General features: G+C 31.3%; 12 protein-coding genes. All 12 read right to left on the bottom strand.

The window, feature by feature from the left end:
• Positions 1–15: 15 nt before the first annotated feature.
• Positions 16–465 carry a GatB/YqeY domain-containing protein gene (locus OLM55_RS05595; RefSeq protein ID WP_264560429.1) on the bottom strand — a complete coding sequence of 150 codons (450 nt, stop codon included), beginning with the start codon at positions 463–465 and terminating at the stop codon, positions 16–18.
• A gap of 111 nt (positions 466–576) precedes the next feature.
• Positions 577–2535: a cell division protein FtsZ gene (ftsZ, locus tag OLM55_RS05590; protein ID WP_264560428.1), complete on the bottom strand. Its 1959-nt coding sequence runs from the start codon at positions 2533–2535 to the stop codon at positions 577–579.
• Positions 2536–2546: 11 nt separating this feature from the next.
• Positions 2547–3914: a cell division protein FtsA gene (ftsA, locus tag OLM55_RS05585; RefSeq protein WP_264560427.1), complete on the bottom strand. Its 1368-nt coding sequence runs from the start codon at positions 3912–3914 to the stop codon at positions 2547–2549.
• A gap of 7 nt (positions 3915–3921) precedes the next feature.
• Positions 3922–4647 carry a cell division protein FtsQ/DivIB gene (locus OLM55_RS05580; protein WP_264560426.1) on the bottom strand — a complete coding sequence of 242 codons (726 nt, stop codon included), beginning with the start codon at positions 4645–4647 and terminating at the stop codon, positions 3922–3924.
• A complete protein-coding gene (gene murC / locus OLM55_RS05575) occupies positions 4634–5983 on the bottom strand; it encodes a UDP-N-acetylmuramate--L-alanine ligase (RefSeq protein ID WP_264560425.1) in 1350 nt (449 codons plus the stop codon). The genes OLM55_RS05580 and murC overlap by 14 nt, the downstream gene beginning before the upstream one ends.
• Positions 5984–5986: 3 nt before the next feature.
• A complete protein-coding gene (gene murG, locus OLM55_RS05570; protein WP_264560424.1) occupies positions 5987–7078 on the bottom strand; it encodes an undecaprenyldiphospho-muramoylpentapeptide beta-N-acetylglucosaminyltransferase in 1092 nt (363 codons plus the stop codon).
• Between the two features lies 1 nt (position 7079).
• Positions 7080–8366 (bottom strand): FtsW/RodA/SpoVE family cell cycle protein, encoded by a 1287-nt coding sequence (locus OLM55_RS05565; RefSeq protein ID WP_264560423.1) that lies wholly within the window; start codon positions 8364–8366, stop codon positions 7080–7082.
• A 2-nt stretch (positions 8367–8368) separates the two neighbouring features.
• Positions 8369–9703 carry a UDP-N-acetylmuramoyl-L-alanine--D-glutamate ligase gene (murD, locus tag OLM55_RS05560; protein ID WP_264560422.1) on the bottom strand — a complete coding sequence of 445 codons (1335 nt, stop codon included), beginning with the start codon at positions 9701–9703 and terminating at the stop codon, positions 8369–8371.
• 1 nt (position 9704) lies between these two features.
• Positions 9705–10925: a phospho-N-acetylmuramoyl-pentapeptide-transferase gene (gene mraY / locus OLM55_RS05555; RefSeq protein WP_264560421.1), complete on the bottom strand. Its 1221-nt coding sequence runs from the start codon at positions 10923–10925 to the stop codon at positions 9705–9707.
• Positions 10926–10928: 3 nt separating this feature from the next.
• On the bottom strand, positions 10929–12392 hold the full coding sequence (locus tag OLM55_RS05550) for a UDP-N-acetylmuramoyl-L-alanyl-D-glutamate--2,6-diaminopimelate ligase (protein ID WP_264560420.1): 1464 nt from the start codon (positions 12390–12392) through the stop codon (positions 10929–10931).
• Positions 12389–14383, bottom strand: a complete 1995-nt coding sequence (locus OLM55_RS05545; protein ID WP_264560419.1) for a penicillin-binding protein — start codon at positions 14381–14383, stop codon at positions 12389–12391. Before OLM55_RS05545 ends, OLM55_RS05550 begins: the two co-directional genes overlap by 4 nt.
• Positions 14374–14733: an FtsL-like putative cell division protein gene (locus OLM55_RS05540; protein WP_264560418.1), complete on the bottom strand. Its 360-nt coding sequence runs from the start codon at positions 14731–14733 to the stop codon at positions 14374–14376. Before OLM55_RS05540 ends, OLM55_RS05545 begins: the two co-directional genes overlap by 10 nt.
• Position 14734 lies beyond the last annotated feature (1 nt).

The raw sequence follows: 14734 nt of genomic DNA, 5'->3' as shown, positions 1-14734 counted from the left end.
ATTCACTAATTACTTTTATACTAAAAGTTTCTTTACAATACCAGAAATCGTTTTTCCTTCAGCTTGCCCGCCAATTTGTGCAGAGGCCAATCCCATAACTTTTCCCATTGAAGCAATACCAGAAGCACCTGTTTCAGAAATAATTTTAGCAACTATAGCTTCTACTTCGTCTTCTGATAATTGAGCTGGTAAAAATTGTTCAATTACTGTAATTTGAGCTAATTCTGGTTCTGCTAAATCAGGACGATTTTGTTCAGTAAAAATAGTTGCGCTGTCTTTACGCATTTTTACCAATCGTTGTAACATTTTTATTTCTTGATCTTCTGTCAAACCTTCAGAAGCTCCGGCTTCTGTTTTTGCTAAAATTATAGCCGATTTTATTGCTCTTAATGCTTCTAACGCTACAGAATCCTTAGCTTTCATAGCTTCTTTCATGTGCGTCATTATGTTTGTTTCTAAACTCATATTTTCTAATATATTTATATTCTCTTCTTGTAAAATTATTTATGCAAAAGTAATAAAAAAACCCGAAGATTTCTTCAGGTTTTTAAATGTGTAGGTTTGTTTTATTGCAGATTAATCTACGTTATCATGTAAAAATGAATTATTCGATCTTAGTTGAACATCATCGTTACTATCTGTTCCTAATGACATCCTAGATTGGTTATTACTTGCAGGTTGCTGTGTTAAATCAATGCCCATTCTTTTGTAAGCTGGTTCTTTTTCAATTTCATCAATTCGAGAAGCGCTATTGTTAAACTTATAATTAAAGTCTTTCATTTTTCTTTTACGTTCTTCAGCTCTCGCTCTTAAAGAATCCTCAATAGACATATCTAAAGGAGAAATAGTCTCATTTAGATTTGATGTTTGAACATCGTTATTTTTAGTAGCTATGTTTTTGAATGAAAAATTCAATTCCTCATCTACAGGCTCTTTTACTTCTTCAACTTTAGCTGTTGCAGTTAATTCTTTTTCTTTCTCTAAATAATCTTCAAGAGAATATTTTATAATTCCATTTTGACCTACTTCTGTTACTGGAATAAAGTTTACTGGCTCTTTTACTTCCATTTCCTTAATTTCATCTGTTAAATCAAATACAATTTGATTATTTTCTTCTTTCTTATCTTCAAACAAGTTTAAAGAAAAATTAAATTCATTCTCTTTTGCTTTAACAAATTCTGGCTCAACAACTTCAATTTCTCTAATTTGTGGAGTTATAATCTCAAAGTTATTTACAACATCTGGTGCTACAACTTCAAATGTTACGTCGATATTTTTTAAAAACTCTGTTGTAGGAATTAAATTCATAGAAGGAAGAGATGGCTCTTGAATTTCAAAAGCAATTTCTTCTTTTTCTGTTTCTTCTAAAGTAAAAATTACTTTTTCATCACAAATTGGATTAATAATTTCTTCTTGAGTTTCCGCTTTTGTTTCTATAATTGGTTCATTAACTATAATATTCGAAATTGCTTTTGCAGACAAATCATGAACAATTTTTTGTTCATCTTCTAGTGAATGAATTATTTTTTTAGGTTCTGTATTTACGATTTCAGCTTGTTGCTCAACGTTAAAACCCGTAGCAATAATAGTTACCGCAACACCTTCACCAAGAGTTTCATCTTCACCAACTCCCATTATGATATTAGCATTATGGCCTGCCTCTGATTGAATAAAATCATTAATTTCTCCAATTTCATCAAGTGTAATTTCAGATGTTCCAGATACAATTAACAACAACACGTTTTTAGCTCCAGAAATTTTATTATCGTTTAATAATGGAGAATCTAATGCATTTTTAATTGCTTCTTTGGCTCTATCGTCACCAACAGCAATTGAAGAACCCATAATAGCTGTTCCGCTGTTTGCTAAAACAGTTTTAGCATCACGTAAATCAATATTTTGTGTGTAGTGATGCGTAATAACTTCAGCAATTCCTCTAGAGGCTGTTGCTAATACTTCATCTGCTTTAGAGAAACCAGCTTTAAAACCAAGATTTCCATATACTTCACGTAACTTATTATTATTGATAACAATTAAAGAATCAACTTGTTTACGGAGCTTCTCAACTCCGTTCATTGCTTGTTCATAACGTATTTTACCTTCAAACTGGAAAGGAATAGTAACGATTCCAACAGTTAAAATATCACGTTCTTTTGCTAATTGTGCTATTACAGGCGCAGCTCCTGTACCAGTACCACCACCCATTCCGGCAGTAATGAAAAGCATTTTAGTGTTAGTATCAAGCATTTTTTCAATAGCTTCCATACTTTCTATTGCAGATTGTTGACCTACTTCAGGATTTGCTCCTGCACCTAAACCTTCAGTTAGTGTTAAACCTAATTGAATTTTGTTTGGTACTGGACTATTTTGCAATGCTTGTGCATCTGTATTGCAAACCACAAAATCTACACCTTTAATCCCTTGTTGAAACATGTGATTAATAGCGTTACTTCCACCACCACCAACTCCGATCACTTTAATGACGTTAGATTGGTTTTTAGGCAAATCGAATGAGATGTTTGTAAATTCTGACATAATGTTACTTTTTATTCTGCGTTATCTAAAAATTCTTTAATCTTTTCTATATACTTATCAAAAAATGACTTTTTGATTTTTTCTTCTGTTGATTCTGTTGGTTTTGGTTCTTCAGCTTTAGGTTTTGTTACTTCCTCAAATGAATCTTCAATTTCGACTTCATCTTTTTTAACAGGGACTTCTTTTTTCAATTCAACAATTGGAGTAGCACTTTTAGTATTATTACGAATACTATTCATAACTAAACCTACAGCTGTTGCATACATAGGACTTGAAAGTTCTTCATCTGAACCTCCCGCAAGGTGTTCGTTTGGAAAACCAATCCTTGTATCCATTCCTGTTATATATTCTACTAATTGCTTAATGTGTTTTAGTTGAGCTCCACCTCCTGTTAAAACAATTCCTGCAATAAGCTTTCTTTTTGGGTCTTCATGACCATATATTTTAATTTCAGCATACACTTGTTCTATAATTTCTACTACGCGAGCATGAATTATTTTTGATAAGTTTTTTAGCGAAATCTCTTTTGGTTCCCTTCCTCTTAATCCTGGAATTGAAACAATTTCATTGTCTTTATTTTCGCCTGGCCATGCTGAACCAAAACGCATTTTTAATAACTCGGCTTGTTTTTCAATTATTGAACAACCTTCCTTAATATCTTCAGTGATAACGTTTCCTCCAAAAGGAATTACCGCTGTATGACGAATGATTCCATCTTTAAAAATGGCTAAATCTGTTGTTCCACCACCAATATCAATAATTGCAACTCCAGCTTCCTTTTCTTCTTGGCTTAAAACAGCATCAGCAGATGCCAAAGGCTCTAATGTTAAACCTGAAAGTTCTAAACCTCCACTTTTAACACATCTTCCTAAGTTACGTATTGAAGCTGCCTGACCAACTACAACATGGAAACTAGCTTCTAATCTTCCGCCATACATCCCTATAGGTTCTTTTATTTCGGCTTGACCGTCAATTTTAAATTCTTGAGGCAAAACGTGAATAATTTCCTCTCCAGGAAGCATTGCAAGTTTATGAACTTGATTTATTAGCGAATCAATATCTGCTTCGCCAATAACTTCTTCAGGGTTTGGACGGCTAATATAATCGCTATGCTGAATACTTCTTATATGCTGACCTGCAATACCTACTACGACATCATTTATTTTATAATCAGAATCATTTTCAGCTTCCATGATAGCTTGTTGAATAGACTGAATAGTTTGTGTAATATTATTTACAACCCCTCTATGAACACCAAGACTTTTAGATTTTCCTACTCCTAGAATTTCTAATTTTCCGTATTCATTTTTCTTACCGATCATTGCAACAATCTTTGTTGTTCCAATGTCTAATCCTACTGCAATGGTCTCTTTATTCATAATCTATCTATTTCCTACAAACTACTTGCTCAGTAAACAATAAGTTAACTGACTTATAATTTTTAATCAATGTATCTTTTATAGCGTGTTTATAAAAAGCTTTATAATTCTTAAGCTTTTTATCTACATGTATTGGATTACCAAAGATTATTTTAAAATCATAATCTCTATTGGTCATCACAACACTTCCTGACGGTAAAATAGTTAAACCCGTTATACTTTTTTTAAGAAAATCATCTTTTGCGATTTCATTAAATAAGTACACGTAGTTACTTTTTTCGGCGTCATTTATTTGCCCAATAACTATAGGAACTCTTGCTGAAAAATTTTCAGACAAAGGAATTCTATCTCCCTTACTGTCAAGATAATACTTAGCATTATCTGACACATATCGAACTATTGGGGTCTTTTGTTTTATATGCGCATTTAGCGAACCGTCTATACCAGAAAAAACTTCTGCTTTTTCTATCATCTCGTGATCATCGAGAACAGTTTCTAAAGTATTCAAATCTACTTTTTCTTTTTTGATTGATAAAGGCTTACCTGAATTTTGTATTAACAAGTTATTAACCATTTCATGTGTTATAAAATAGTTGTCTTTATCATCTGCAAATGAAATATTTACAGATTTTAACAATCGTTCATTATTCCTTTTCATTGAAAAAGAATAGAGAAAAATCATTAAAACAATGATTAAAACCAATCGGATGTTATGCCAATTAAGCCTTTTCATCTATTATTTTTTTAATTTCTGAAACCATTTCACCAATATCTCCTGCCCCAATTGTTACGTATACATTTGCATCAGAATTTTTAAATTCTTGCAACAATTCTTCCTTTGTAATTAGTTTTTTATTTTCATTTGAAATCTTGCTTAACAACCATGTAGAGTTTACTCCCTCAACTGGTAATTCTCTTGCTGGATAAATTTCCATTAATAAGACTTCGTCAAATTTTGAAAGACTTTCTGCAAATCCATCAACAAAATCTTTAGTACGAGAAAATAAATGAGGTTGAAAAGCTGCGATTATCTTTTTATTTGGATACAATTCTCTTACCGCTTGATGTACTGCATTTATTTCTGTAGGATGATGTGCATAATCATCTATGTAAACTGCCTTTTCTGTTCTTGTTTGAAAAGAAAATCTTCTTCTAACTCCTTTAAAAGAGGCTAAAGCTGCAAGTATATTTTCATTTGAAACTCCGTAGCTTTTTGACATTGCAAAAGCAATTAAAGCATTAGACAAATTATGATGACCTGGCAATGCAAATTTTACATTTTCAATTACTTCATTTGCCGTTTTTACATCAAAAACATAAAATCCGTTTTCGATGCGAATATTTTGTGCTGAAAAAGTAGCCTCTTCATTAATACCAATTGTATTTCCTTTTAATGGCAATCCTTTCGCAATGAATAAATTATTTGAAGTTACTTTATTAGAAAATTCTACAAAAGAAGCTTCAATTGCAGAAGCATCTCCGTAAATATCTAAATGATCTGCATCCATTGAAGTGATACAAGCCAAATTAGGATGTAAATGCAAAAAAGAACGGTCAAATTCATCCGCTTCAACAACTGTTACTGTTTTTCCGTCTCCAATTACATTTGAGTTATAATTTTCTACAATTCCGCCAAGGAAGGAAGTAACATCTACCCCACTTTGAAACAAAATATGTCCTAGAATACTTGATGTTGTTGTTTTTCCATGTGTACCTGCAACTGCGAAACAAAAAGTATCTTTAGTAATTAATCCTAAAACTTCTGCTCGTTTTTTAACTTCAAAACCTTCAGAAAGGAAATAATTCCATTCTGAATGCTCTTTAGGAACAGCAGGCGTAATGATTACCAAAGTATTACTTTTGTCTAAGTATTTTTTATCTATTAAATTTAAATTATCTTCAAAATGAATATCCATTCCTAAAGCAATTAACTCACCTGTTAAGTGCGTTTGGGTTTTGTCATAACCAGCTACATTTTTACCAATATTCATAAAATATCGTGCAAGAGCACTCATTCCGATTCCTCCGATTCCTATGAAATAGATATTTTGTATTTGGTTTAAGTTCATTTTTTATTTTATTAATTTTTCAATTTCTTTTACAATCTCTTTAGTAGCATTTGGCAAAGCTAATTTGTGAATTTTTTTACTTAATTTACTTTGCTTATCATCATTAGAAAGTAAATCGGCAAATGTGTTTTTAAACTTTTCATCCAATTCGTTTTCTTTCAAAAGAACAGCTGCTTTTTTCTCTACAATAGCTAAAGCATTTTTAGTTTGATGATCTTCAGAAACATTAGGTGACGGAATAAAGATTGTTGGTTTCCCTACAATACACAATTCTGAAACTGATGACGCTCCTGATCTAGAAATAATAATATCGGCGGCAGCATAAGCCAAATCCATTTTATCAATAAAAGCTAAAACATGTACATTTTCCTTTTCATTAAAACGACTATACTCATCATAATACAATTTCCCACATTGCCATATTACCTGAACGCCGAGTTGTGTAATAAAGTTTATTTCTTGAGCAATTAATTGATTAATTCTTCTAGCTCCTAAACTTCCGCCTAAAACTAATAATGTTCTTTTTGTACTATCTAATTCAAAATAGGTTAAACTTTTAATTCGTTTTGTATCTATATCCAGCAAATCTTGTCTCACAGGATTTCCTGTTAACTTAATTTTATCTTTTGGAAAAAATTTCTCTAAACCTTCGTAAGCAACACAAATTGAACTCGCTTTATTTGCCAACAACTTATTTGTTATTCCAGGATATGAGTTTTGTTCTTGAACTACAACCGGAATATTCATTAATGTTGCCACTTTTAAAACCGCTCCGCTTGCAAAACCGCCTGTTCCAACAACAACATTTGGTTTGAATTTTTTAATGATTTTATAAGAGTCCCATAAACTAGAAAGCAGTTTAAATGGAAACATTAGATTTTGTATTGTTATTTTTCTTTGAATTCCTGAAATCCACAACCCTTTAATTTCGTAACCTGCTTGAGGCACTTTTTGCATTTCCATTTTATCTTTAGCGCCTACAAATAAGAACTCAGCATTAGGATGTTGCACCTTTAGCTCATTTGCAATTGCAATTGCAGGATAGATATGACCTCCTGTTCCGCCGCCGCTAATTATAAATTTTAAGTTTTGCATATTATTTATTTAATACAGGTTCAAGCGGGTTAGTTTCTTCATTTTCTGATTCATCATCAATACTAAAATCACCTAATTCAGCTTCAACTTCTTTATCAATTATTCTTTGTAACGCTTCGTCTCTTTTTTTCTTTTCATCTAAATCTAATGCAATCTCTTCTTCTTTTTTGGTAACACTTAAAATGATTCCAATAGAAGCACAAGTCATCCAAATAGAAGTACCGCCGGCACTAATTAAAGGCAATGTTTGTCCGGTTACTGGCAATAATTCTACAGCAACAGACATATTAACTAAGGCTTGAAATATAATTGGAAAACCCAAACCAACAATTAATAATTTACCAAAGAGCGTTGTAGCTTTATGTGCATTAATTATAAAACGCACAAAAAGCAATAAGTATAGAAACATGATTCCGAATGCTCCAATCATTCCATACTCTTCGACAATAATTGCAAAAATAAAATCGGATGATGATTGGGGTAAAAAGTTTTTCTGCACACTTTTACCCGGTCCTAACCCTTTAATTCCTCCTGAAGCAATTGCAATTTTAGCTTTTTCTATTTGGTACACATCTTCATCTTCAGTATCAGACGTAAAACGTTCAATACGCTTTTCCCAAGTCTTTACACGATTTGGCATTGTATCTGGAAAAGCTTTAGCAACCAAAATAAATAAAGCGAGAGCCGCTATTCCTAATCCAATTATAAAAAGCAAGTATTTTATTGGATAATAGCCAATATATACTACCATACAAACCATAGTAAAAATAAGTGCTGTTGTAGAAAAATTAGCTGGTAAAATTAAAATTAAAACCCCAAAAACAGGCAACCATAATTCTAAAAATGATTCTTTAAAAGTTACAACTTTACCTTCAATTTTTGCCAAATATCGAGCTACGTAAACCATTAAAACCATAAATGCAAACGTTGATGTTTGAAAACCAATACCAACTAATGGAATTTGAATCCATCTACTTGCGTTAGCCCCACCCATTGTTGTACCTTGAGTAAGTGTATAAATTAGTAATACTATAACTATTGGAATTCCAAAAATAGACAAAGCTCTGAAATAATGATATGGAACTTTATGAACAAAATAAATAATAACAAATCCTAAAAAAAGATGTCCTAAATGTTTAATCAAGTAACCCAAAGTAGATCCTTTACCAATTACATATACTAGATTTGTACTAGCACTGTAAACTGGTAAAAACGAAATAAGAGCCAATAGAAAAACTATTGCCCATATTCCTTTATCTCCTCTTATTTTACTTAAGATATCATTCATTATTATAAATTATGAACCGCATTTTTAAATTGACGGCCTCTATCTTCATAGTTTTCAAACAAATCAAAACTTGCACAAGCTGGAGACAATAATACTGCTTCACCAGATTCTGCGATATGCTTAGCTATTTTTAACGCTTCTGACATAGAAGTTGTTTCAACCATTACATCTACCACATTACTAAATGTTTGAATGATTTTAGAATTATCAACTCCTAAACAAATTATAGCTTTTACTTTTTCGCGTACTAACGACATTAATTCGTTATAATCATTTCCTTTATCCACACCACCTACAATCCAAACAGTTGGAACTGTCATACTGTCTAATGCAAAATAAGTTGCATTAACATTAGTTGCTTTAGAATCGTTAATGTATTGCACATTTTGAATTTTCAATACCTTTTCTAAACGGTGCTCTACTCCTTGAAAGTTAGACAAACTCTCTCTAATTGTTTGTTTTCTAATTTTAAGTAACTGAGAAACTGCTGTTGCAGCCATTGCATTTTTTAAATTATGCTTTCCTTCTAATGATAATTCGTTTATTGGCATGGTAAATAGGTCGTTATTTATTGTACTCGTTAAGTTTTGTTCTGTTATAAATGCTCCGTTTTCAACATTTTCTGTTAATGAAAAAGGAATTAATTGTGCATTAATTTTATTGTTTTGTAACCATTTTTTTATTTCAACATCGTCATTGTCGATAATTAAAAAATCCTCTTCTGTTTGGTTTTTTGTAATTCTAAATTTTGATTCTATATATAAATTATAATCGTAATTGTATCGATCTAAATGATCTGGACTTAAGTTTGTAATTATGGCAATATGTGGTTTATAATTTATAATTCCATCTAACTGAAAACTACTTAATTCCAACACGTAAACATCGTGTTTGTTTTCTGCGACTTGCCATGCAAAACTTTTTCCAATATTTCCTGCTAAACCAACATTTAGCCCTCCTTGTTTCAATAAATGATAGGTAAGTAATGTTGTTGTTGTTTTACCGTTACTTCCTGTTATTCCAACGGTAAGAGCATTTGTAAATTGAACTGCAAATTCGATTTCTGAAATTACAGGTGTTCCTAAATCAATTAGTTTTTTTACAATTGGAGCATTATCGGGAATTCCTGGACTTTTCATCACTACATCAGCATTTAGAATTAATGCCTCTGTATGTTGCTCATCTTCCCAAGGAATTGCATTAATAGCTAGGATTTCCTTATAATTCTCTTTGATTTTTCCGAAATCAGATACAAAAACTTCATATCCTTTCTTTTTCCCTAAAATTGCAGTTCCAACACCGCTTTCACCTCCGCCAAGTATTACTAACCTTTTCATATTATCTTAGTTTTAATGAGACTAATGAAAAGATGGCTAAGAAAATAGCAACAATCCAAAAACGAGTTACGATTTTACTTTCGTGATATCCTTTCTTTTGATAGTGATGATGGAGTGGCGACATTAAGAAAATACGTTTTCCTTCGCCAAACTTCTTTTTGGTATATTTAAAATAACTTACTTGAAGAATTACTGATAAATTTTCAGCTAAGAAAATTCCACATAAAACAGGAATTAATAACTCTTTACGAATAGAAATTGCAATTACAGCAATAATACCACCAATTGTCAAACTCCCTGTATCTCCCATAAAAACAGTTGCTGGATAAGTATTATACCAAAGGAAACCAACCAAAGCACCTACAAAAGCAGCAATAAAAATGGTCATTTCTCCAGAGTTTGGAATATACATTACATTTAAATAATCTGAAAAGATTACATTTCCAGAAACAAAAGCAAAAACACCTAATGCGAGTACGGAAATTGCAGAAGTTCCTGCAGCTAAACCATCAATTCCATCTGTTAAATTAGCACCATTAGAAACGGCTGTAATAATTAAAATTACAAAGGGAATAAAAATTAACCATGAGTATTTTTCATATCCATCCCCCATAAAGGAAAGAACATCTGCATAATCAAATTCGTTATTCTTTAAAAATGGAATTGTTGTAGCTGTTGATTTTTCATTTAATGAAGAAGCATCAAAACCAATTTCTGTTTTAACTCTTTCTTTTAAAGTATCTTTTCTAACTGTTACATTTGGACTAAAATAAAGTATTGAGCCAACAATTAAACCTAAACCAACCTGACCTAAAACCTTGAACCTTCCTTTTAAACCTTCTTTATCTTTTTTGAAAATTTTAATATAATCGTCAATAAAACCAATAGTTCCCATCCAAATAGTAGTAATTACTAAAAGAATGATATATACATTTTCTAATCGTGCTAATAAAAAGACAGGAATTAATGTTGCCAAAATTATGATAATTCCACCCATTGTAGGCGTACCTGCTTTTTGCTGTTGTCCTTCTAATCCTAACTCCCTAACGGTTTCACCAACCTGTTGGTTTCTTAAAAAATTAATTATTTTTTTACCGTAAATAGTTGCAAATCCTAACGAAAAAATAAAAGCCAAAGCCGAACGAAAAGTAATGTATTGAAACACACCCGCTCCGGGAAAATCAAAAGCTCTATCTAAGTATTGAAAAAGATAATATAACATCTATTATTTGTTTAGTTGGTTTAACATTTCCTTTACAATGAACATATCATCAAAATCATAGCGCACACCATTTATTTCTTGATACGTTTCATGTCCTTTGCCCGCAATAAGAATGATATCATTTTCATTGGCCAATTGACAAGCTGTTTTAATTGCTTGTTTTCTATCAGAAATAGACATTGTTTTTTTGAAGTTTTGAGGCTCCACTCCTTTTTCCATTTCTTCTATAATTGATTCTGGATTTTCAGTTCTTGGATTATCTGATGTAAAAATCACTTTATCACTTAAACTAGAAGCAATTTGTGCCATTACTGGTCTTTTTGTTTTGTCTCTATCGCCACCACAACCTACAACTGTGATTAACTGTTCATTTTTTGTACGAATATTTTCAATAGTGTTTAATACATTTTCTAATGCATCTGGCGTATGCGCATAATCTACAATTGCAGTTATTCTTCCTTTAGAAATTATATATTGAAAACGACCTGAAACACTTTCTAATGTAGATAATAATCGAAGTGCTTCATTTTCTTCAACACCCAATTCGATAGCAGTTGCGAAAATGGCTAATAAGTTATACGCATTGAATGAACCTATTAACTTAGACCAAACTTCATTATTATTTAATTTCAGTAACAAACCTGTAAATTGATTTTCTAAAATTTGGGCTTTATAATCTGCATATGATTTTAAAGCATAAGTAACTTTCTTTGCTTTAGTATTTTGAAGCATAATTGCTCCATTTTTATCATCAATATTTGTTATTGCAAATGCCGATTTTGGTAATTGGTCAAAAAATACTTTTTTAACATCTCTATATTCAGCAAATGAGCTGTGATAATCTAAATGATCATGAGATAAATTGGTGAAAATTCCGCCTGTAAATTCTAAAGCTTCTGTTCTTTTTTGATGAATTCCATGAGAACTTACTTCCATAAAACAAAATTCACATCCTACCTCAATCATTTCATTTAAAAAACGATTAATTGTAATAGAATCAGGAGTTGTATGTGTTGCTTTATATTCAGTTTCATCAACCATTATTTTTACAGTAGAAAGCAACCCCACTTTATATCCTGCATTTTTAAACATTTGGTATAATAAAGACGCAATAGTCGTTTTACCATTTGTACCAGTAACACCTACTAATTTTATTTTTTGAGAAGGATTATCGTAATAATTAGCTGCTATAAAAGCTAATGCTTCATTTGTATTATTTACCTGAACATACGTAACACCATTTACAATAACATTTGGAAACTCTTCACATATTATTACAGAAGCACCTAAACTTAACGCTTTTTCTATATAATCATGACCGTTTGAATGCACTCCTTTTATCGCGACAAAAACATCATTTAATTCAACAGCTCTTGAATCGAATGTAATTTTATTTACAGCAACATCAGTAGCACCTTTTACAGCCTCAATACTTACTTTGTATAATATGTCTTTTAATATTTTCACTTTAATTCTAGTATTATTACCTGGTTTTTTGAAATTTTTTCTCCAGCTTTTATTGATTGCATTTTAACTTTTCCGTTTCCTTTTACATTAACCGTCAAACCTAAGTTTTCAAGAAGTGCAATTGCATCCATTGCAACCATTCCTTTTACATTAGGAATAAGCGAAGTTTCTTTTTGCGATTTTTTATAATAAGAAGCATAATTATCTTCTAGTGATTTTACTTTAGCATCAATATTTTTGATGTGATTCGTTGGAGGCGAATCGGTATAAATTTTTTGAGCAATTCTTTTAAAAACTGGCCCTGCAACATCTGCACCATAATAACCTGCAGCAACATTTGGTTTATGAACCACCACAATACAAGAATATTTAGGCTGATCTGCAGGAAAATATCCTACAAACGATGAAACATAGTGTAATTTAGATTTGTCTCTATAATTAGCTTGTGCTGTACCTGTTTTTCCTGCCATAGAAAAGTCTTTAGAATACAGTTTTGAACCTGTTCCTCTTTTAACAACATTTTCCAACACTTTTCTAACCTTAATTAAAGCTTCATCTGAAGCAATTTTAGGATGAATAATTTCTGTGTCAAACTTCTTAACAGTAGTACTCCATTCTTTAATTTCTTTTACAAACAAAGGTTTTACCATTACACCATCATTCGCAACAGCGTTATATAAAGACAATGTTTGTAATGGAGTTAATGAAACTCCGTATCCAAATGCCATCCATGGCAATGAAACCCCACTCCAACCTTTAGTTCCCGGTTGATGAATTATAGGTTTACCTTCTCCAATTAATTGCAAGCCCAAAGGTTTATTTAACCCGTAACTATTAACTCTATCCACAAATTGCTTAGGATTGTCTTTATAAGCATCATAAACCGCTTGAACTAAAATAGTATTTGAAGAAACCTCAAAACCTTTCGCTAAAGATATTTTTCCGTAACCTCCTTTATGAGAATCTCTTACTTTTCTATTATAAAATTCAATAACCCCCCCATTAGAATCATACACACTACTTGTATCTGCTTTTTTGTCGTCTAACAAAGCAATAAGATCTAATAGTTTGAAAGTTGAGCCTGGTTCATGAGATTCAGCTACTGCATAATTTTGAGTTTCATAGTAACTTCCGTCTTTAGCTCTTCCTAAGTTTGAAATTGCTTTAACTTCACCTGTTTTTGTTTCCATTACTACTACACAACCATGGTCTGCTTCATAATACTCCAACTGCTTTAACAAAGCATGATGTGCAATATCCTGAATATAAACATCGATGGTCGAAATAATATCTAAACCATCTTGAGGTTCTAGCTCATTATTGTCGTTTATAGGCTTCCATTGATTTTTTGCAATTTTTTGCATCATTCGGTGACCGTTCGCTCCGTTTAAGTATTCTCTATAAGCATATTCTAAACCTTTTCCATTTGGAGTTCCATCATCATTTGTTCTTTCATAACCAATAGTTCTTTGCGCAACTTTGCCAATAGGATGTTCTCTAACTGTTTTTTGCTCTACAATTATTCCACCTCTATAAGGGCCTTTTTTAAATAGCGGAAAGCTTTTAATACGTAAATAATCAGAATAACTTAATTCTCTTGCTACTAAAAAATATCTGTTTTTATTTGCCCTAGCTTTTTTTAGCTTACTTTCATAATACCCAGAACTTTTACCAAAATAAGAAGCAAGAGAATCACTTAATGCACTAATGTTTTCATTAAAATCATCATTACTAGGCGACAAAGCATCGAAGCGAATTACATATTCTGGAATTGAAGTAGCCAACAAACTCCCATCTGAAGAATATACATTTCCTTTATTTGCAGGAATAGTAAAGTTTCTAACCGTTCTTTCTTTAGCTAACTTTCTTAAACTATCACCTTCAACCCATTGAATGTTATTCAGTTTTATCATAACAAGAATAGCCATCATAAACATTATGAAGACTACTAAATACATACGGTAAGAGACTTTTTTATCCGCTACTGCCATATTTTTAACTTATCTATAAAACTTTTAGTTTCTTTTTTATTTGATTTAATTACAATTTTTGTTGGAGGAACCGAAGATGGAAAAATTAATTTTTCTTCCATTTTTTTAGAAACAGTTGATTCCATTTTTAACTTCATTAATTCAGAACGCTTATCAACAAATTGAGATCTTTTTTCTTTAACCATATTAGTTAACTCGGTAATTCTATAATTTTTAGCATCGTATCTATGATTATTTGCAATCATAATCATTGCTAAAAAAACCAGAAACACAATAAATTTCCAGTTTTTCAACGCATCATCACTAACAAGAAATTTTGCTTTTAACAAACTATAAACACCCTTTTTCATA

The organism is Flavobacterium sp. N2270 (assembly GCF_025947225.1).
Lineage (GTDB): Bacteria > Bacteroidota > Bacteroidia > Flavobacteriales > Flavobacteriaceae > Flavobacterium.
The sequence above is the reverse complement of the archived record's forward strand: the minus strand, read 5'-3'. Positions and strand labels throughout refer to the sequence as shown.

Bases quoted from the DNA above. Each gene is read 5' to 3' on its own strand.
- ftsZ (WP_264560428.1), bottom strand. From the start codon at position 2,535: ATGTCAGAATTTACAAACATCTCATTCGATTTGCCTAAAAACCAATCT.
- murG (WP_264560424.1), bottom strand. From the start codon at position 7,078: ATGCAAAACTTAAAATTTATAATTAGCGGCGGCGGAACAGGAGGTCAT.
- OLM55_RS05565 (WP_264560423.1), bottom strand. From the start codon at position 8,366: ATGAATGATATCTTAAGTAAAATAAGAGGAGATAAAGGAATATGGGCA.
- OLM55_RS05580 (WP_264560426.1), bottom strand. From the start codon at position 4,647: ATGAAAAGGCTTAATTGGCATAACATCCGATTGGTTTTAATCATTGTT.
- mraY (WP_264560421.1), bottom strand. From the start codon at position 10,925: ATGTTATATTATCTTTTTCAATACTTAGATAGAGCTTTTGATTTTCCC.
- OLM55_RS05545 (WP_264560419.1), bottom strand. From the start codon at position 14,383: ATGGCAGTAGCGGATAAAAAAGTCTCTTACCGTATGTATTTAGTAGTC.
- murD (WP_264560422.1), bottom strand. From the start codon at position 9,703: ATGAAAAGGTTAGTAATACTTGGCGGAGGTGAAAGCGGTGTTGGAACT.
- OLM55_RS05540 (WP_264560418.1), bottom strand. From the start codon at position 14,733: ATGAAAAAGGGTGTTTATAGTTTGTTAAAAGCAAAATTTCTTGTTAGT.
- OLM55_RS05595 (WP_264560429.1), bottom strand. From the start codon at position 465: ATGAGTTTAGAAACAAACATAATGACGCACATGAAAGAAGCTATGAAA.
- murC (WP_264560425.1), bottom strand. From the start codon at position 5,983: ATGAACTTAAACCAAATACAAAATATCTATTTCATAGGAATCGGAGGA.
- ftsA (WP_264560427.1), bottom strand. From the start codon at position 3,914: ATGAATAAAGAGACCATTGCAGTAGGATTAGACATTGGAACAACAAAG.